The sequence below is a fragment of the Candidatus Thermoplasmatota archaeon genome, from assembly GCA_029907305.1.
Classification (GTDB): domain Archaea; phylum Thermoplasmatota; class E2; order DHVEG-1; family DHVEG-1; genus JARYMC01.
Genome location: JARYMC010000106.1, coordinates 1 through 4,126 on the forward strand (window position 1 = coordinate 1; position 4,126 = coordinate 4,126).

A 4,126-nucleotide genomic window follows, 5' to 3' on the forward strand; every position below is an offset into this window, starting at 1 on the left:
TGTATGTTCTATGATCTATTTCAAAGTAAAATATTGTTCAAGAGATGATTCTTCGACTCATTTCGGGATGTAGCCTAAATGGTTGATAATTATTCGGAAAACAACTCTGCTACTTTGTTTATCTGGTCTTTATGTGCTAGAACAGTTACCTTGTCACCTGCAAGTACCTCTACTTCATCTGTTGGAATTATGAATTTATTATCTCTCTCTATTGCTACTATAAGACTCTTTTTTGGTAAACCCATGTTTTTTATCTTTTTTCCAGAAAGCTGAGAATTTGGTGATATTGATAACCTGAATATCTCAGCGAATTTACCTACATCCATATGTTCTTCGACATTTGGGTATTTTATTGATTTGTAGAGGTGCTCCGCCATTGTTACGTCAGGGCTTTTAATCATTTTTACACCTCTTTCCATATACATGGGTTTGCTTTCCTCTTGGTTAACCACGGATACGAGGTGTTTAACCTTTTTGTTTTTTGCAAGATATATGACCATAAGGTTTACAGCATCATCTTTTGTTGTTGTTACAAGAACATCTGCTTTTTTTACCTCAGATTCATCTAGTGTTTCTTCTTTTGTTGCGTCTGCGTTTATTGCTACAACATCATATTTTCTTGCGATTTCTTCACATTTAGCTTCGTCTTTATCTATGACTACTACGTTGTGATTTCCGTCTTTTAGAGCTAGTTCTGTTAGTTTTTGGCCTATGCCACCTGCGCCTACTATAACAATATTCATTGTTTTTTGTGCTCCATCTTAACTTAATTTTTTTGAGGTTTGTGTAAATTTTGTTCTGTATAAAACATTTGTGTTAGTTAAAACTTACTCATTATTTTGTAAACCTATAATATTTACAAGCTTAACTATTAAATAATTGATGTTAACATTAGTGCAAAAAAGAAAAAAGAGAATTTTTTAGATTACTTTTTTGGCTCATGTCCCTAAATCATCGGACAAAACGACTCACATAAGTCATCTTTCTCCTTGAATCATGATCTGAGGAATCCTTTATGCTGTTCATATCTGGTAGTCCGATAATTCGTGGAGAAGAGCCACTTTTTTTTATACTTTTAGTATGTATCTCAGTATCGGGAATGCATGCTGAAACTTTTCCATAAGTCTAAAGAGCAACGAATTTCTGACTGTATAAGTTCTTGGTATGCTGACTTCTAAATAACCCCAGTCGCTCTCAGCGCCACAGACATCCTTAGCTTTCGCTCTGATTATAAAGGTTCCTTTTGATGTAAAAGTATGGTTAACATGTACTGGCTCTCCTGAAGGATTTGGTCCCATCCATTCTACCACTTCACCATCGCCCCACTCGATATAATAATAGACGTCATCACCGTCGGAATCAGTCGCTACAAAAGTATACTCATACGCGACATATACCTTACCTTTTGTTTTTCCAGATATAGACGGTATATCAGGTGGAGAATTACTTCTGCCATAGGTCTTAAAAGTCATATCACCATTTGGTTCTTCATCCCAGGTTGCTCCATCATTTGTCGTATAATATATCGTTCCATTTGGATATGCGTTACCTGTTTTCATCCCCCATGCATACCAGTTATCAGTAGCATTAACTGTGTACGAAACTATGTAATACGTGTCGCCAGGTGTTACTGCAATGTCTGGGAAATTAAATTCTATCCAACTAAAATTCTCTGTAACAATCTGCTCAGCAGGTATACTCACAGATGTTAAATCTGATCCATTTAAGGCGTTTCTTATAGCTACCGTGTAATCGTATGTTGTTGTTGAGTTTTTACCTATCATAAGTTCAACGCGTGTTAGTACTGGTTTAGTTGGTTTAAAAGTCTGTGCTATGATATAGTTAGCACCACCAGCTAAGGGAAAAGGTCCTATAGGTCCGAACCAATCCATATCAAGCTGTGATTGATCTAACACATCGCCTTTCAAAGTATTTGTAAAGTTGTTTTGTTTCCATTTAATAGTTATGCTGTTATCGTAGAAAGGAGTGGCACTAGCGCCAAGTCCTGTTAGGACTAAAATTCCTACTACCAACAAGGGCAGTAACTTTTTCATCTTTTTACCTCCCCTAATTTTTTGGTGATATAATTATATAATGGTTAATAAGGTTTGTGTAATGTTTTTTCGTCAAACATCGAATTTTTGTTGATTTCTCAGCATCTAATTTATTTTTTGTTGTGTATAATAATAGATTTTGTAAATTTAAATCTAATACTTAATTTATTAATTTGATTTACTAACTTAGTTAATTATTTAATTTTAAGACTTAACTTAGCATGATATGCTATATTATGTCAATATTTTGTGATAAATATTGTCATGCATCTTGAATGATAAATACTAGCACGTTTGTATATATTGCTAGATAATCTCTATCATTTAAAATTGCGATGCAAACGAAATTACAAAATTTAAAATCAAAAACCAAACAGAAATTAATAAGAAATCAAAATCTGGACTAATTTTGTTCAAAAATATGTAAAAAATTAAAAAATCAGATAAGATTTTTCTGTCCCTATCTTATCAACAGGAGAAATACAGAGGAGTATAAGGAGAAATATCAATCATCTGTGGGTTACCTTCGGTAGTCCGAAGGTAACTGATTCAATGCCTATTCAGCCAAAAATTCGGCTGGTTTTCCGCCGCGGTCTGCGATCAATTTTTGTACTTCGTTAAAATCATCGATCTTGATAATTGGTTCATGGTCACTTTTATTTACATATTCTTCCCAATGTAGATATCCACAGTATACCGGATTTTTTAATATCTTAGAAATGGTCTTTTTGGCCCAAAATCCCCCCTTTTTAGTTGGAATCTTTGCCAAGTTCAACATTTTTGTAATTTCTCCCATACTTTTTCCATTAATATACCAAGAGTAAATATTGTGAATCACCTGAGCCTCGATGTTATTAATCTTAAATTTTCCATCAATGTAGTCATAGCCATATGGTATATTAAAACCTAGTACTCCACCATTTGTTTTGGCTTTTTGTTCCATTCCAATGTATACTCGCTCACCAATTTGTTCAGATTCAAGTTGTGCGATACGTTGTATTATATCCATTACAAATCGCCCCATGGCTGTTGATGTATCAAGTGATTCCATCATGGAAACGAATTCTTTGCCTTTTTTGTTTAGATCTTCCATCATTAGCATAAAGTTTTTAGAATTACGATGGATTCTATCCATTTTAATAACAAGGAGGGCATCCCATTTGTCAATTTCCTCCATCATTCTTGTGTAGGCGGGGCGTCTAGTTTTTCTACCAGAATATCCTTCGTCAATGTATTCCCCTGCTATAATCCAGCCTCTTGCCTTACAATAAGATCTGAGTTTTTCCAGTTGTGCATCTAGTGAGAATCCTTCTTTAGCTTGATCTTCAGTTGATACTCTAGTATAAATTGCTGCTCTTATTGGTTGTGCATCCATCATTTTTTATTAGCGAATTTTTGTTTATAAAATTATCGACTGAGTGTAATATTTACAATGATAGATATTATCTGTCATTATTTTAGAATCTATTTACCGTGATAGATATATTCTATCAATATAAGTATATTGAAAACGTGTGTCATGTTAACAAAATAAATTTAAGTTTAATAGTTAACTAATTAACTTTATAAGTTTACAAAGTTTATTTAGTAAATGCCAATACTAATATCATATTTGTTTTCAAAAAATACACACAAAAAAGCAATTTTTTTATTCGAACTCATTTTCAGTCATTTCTTCATCGATTTCGTCAGCGACACCCTCTATCCTATACTCATCATAGTTAGGCCTATGAGACTGCATCTTTTTAATATGTTTACCACAAACCTTACATCTCCCCTCCTCATCGTATTCCCGCCAATCCATACATTTAGAACAAAATTCATCGGTCCCAACAGTAACCCTTTTTTTTATTTTTTTCTTTTCTTTTTCCTTCTTTTTCATAAAACATCCTATATTAGATATTTAATATTATTAGAGGTTAATTAGTATTTTTATTTTAGTAGCTACCCTGAATACTTTTCGCGGATAAGAAGTTTTTTAAAGATTACTATCATACCCGGCATTGGGACAGAATTAACTAGGTCTCATTCTTACAGTAAAAATGTTAAGTAAGAATGCTATTGAGAATAAT

Annotated in this window: 4 protein-coding genes; all 4 read right to left on the minus strand. The window is 33.1% G+C overall.

Annotated elements, in window-relative coordinates; all coding sequences use genetic code 11:
• Window positions 1-89 precede the first annotated feature (89 nt).
• Window positions 90-743: an NAD-binding protein gene (locus QHH19_06900; GenBank protein MDH7518050.1), complete on the minus strand. Its 654-nt coding sequence runs from the start codon at window positions 741-743 to the stop codon at window positions 90-92.
• 324 nt (window positions 744-1,067) lie between these two features.
• Window positions 1,068-2,054, minus strand: a complete 987-nt coding sequence (locus tag QHH19_06905) for a hypothetical protein (protein MDH7518051.1) — start codon at window positions 2,052-2,054, stop codon at window positions 1,068-1,070.
• A 556-nt stretch (window positions 2,055-2,610) separates the two neighbouring features.
• Window positions 2,611-3,432 (minus strand): recombinase family protein, encoded by an 822-nt coding sequence (locus tag QHH19_06910; GenBank protein MDH7518052.1) that lies wholly within the window; start codon window positions 3,430-3,432, stop codon window positions 2,611-2,613.
• Window positions 3,433-3,702: 270 nt separating this feature from the next.
• On the minus strand, window positions 3,703-3,936 hold the full coding sequence (locus QHH19_06915) for a hypothetical protein (protein ID MDH7518053.1): 234 nt from the start codon (window positions 3,934-3,936) through the stop codon (window positions 3,703-3,705).
• Window positions 3,937-4,126: the final 190 nt, after the last annotated feature.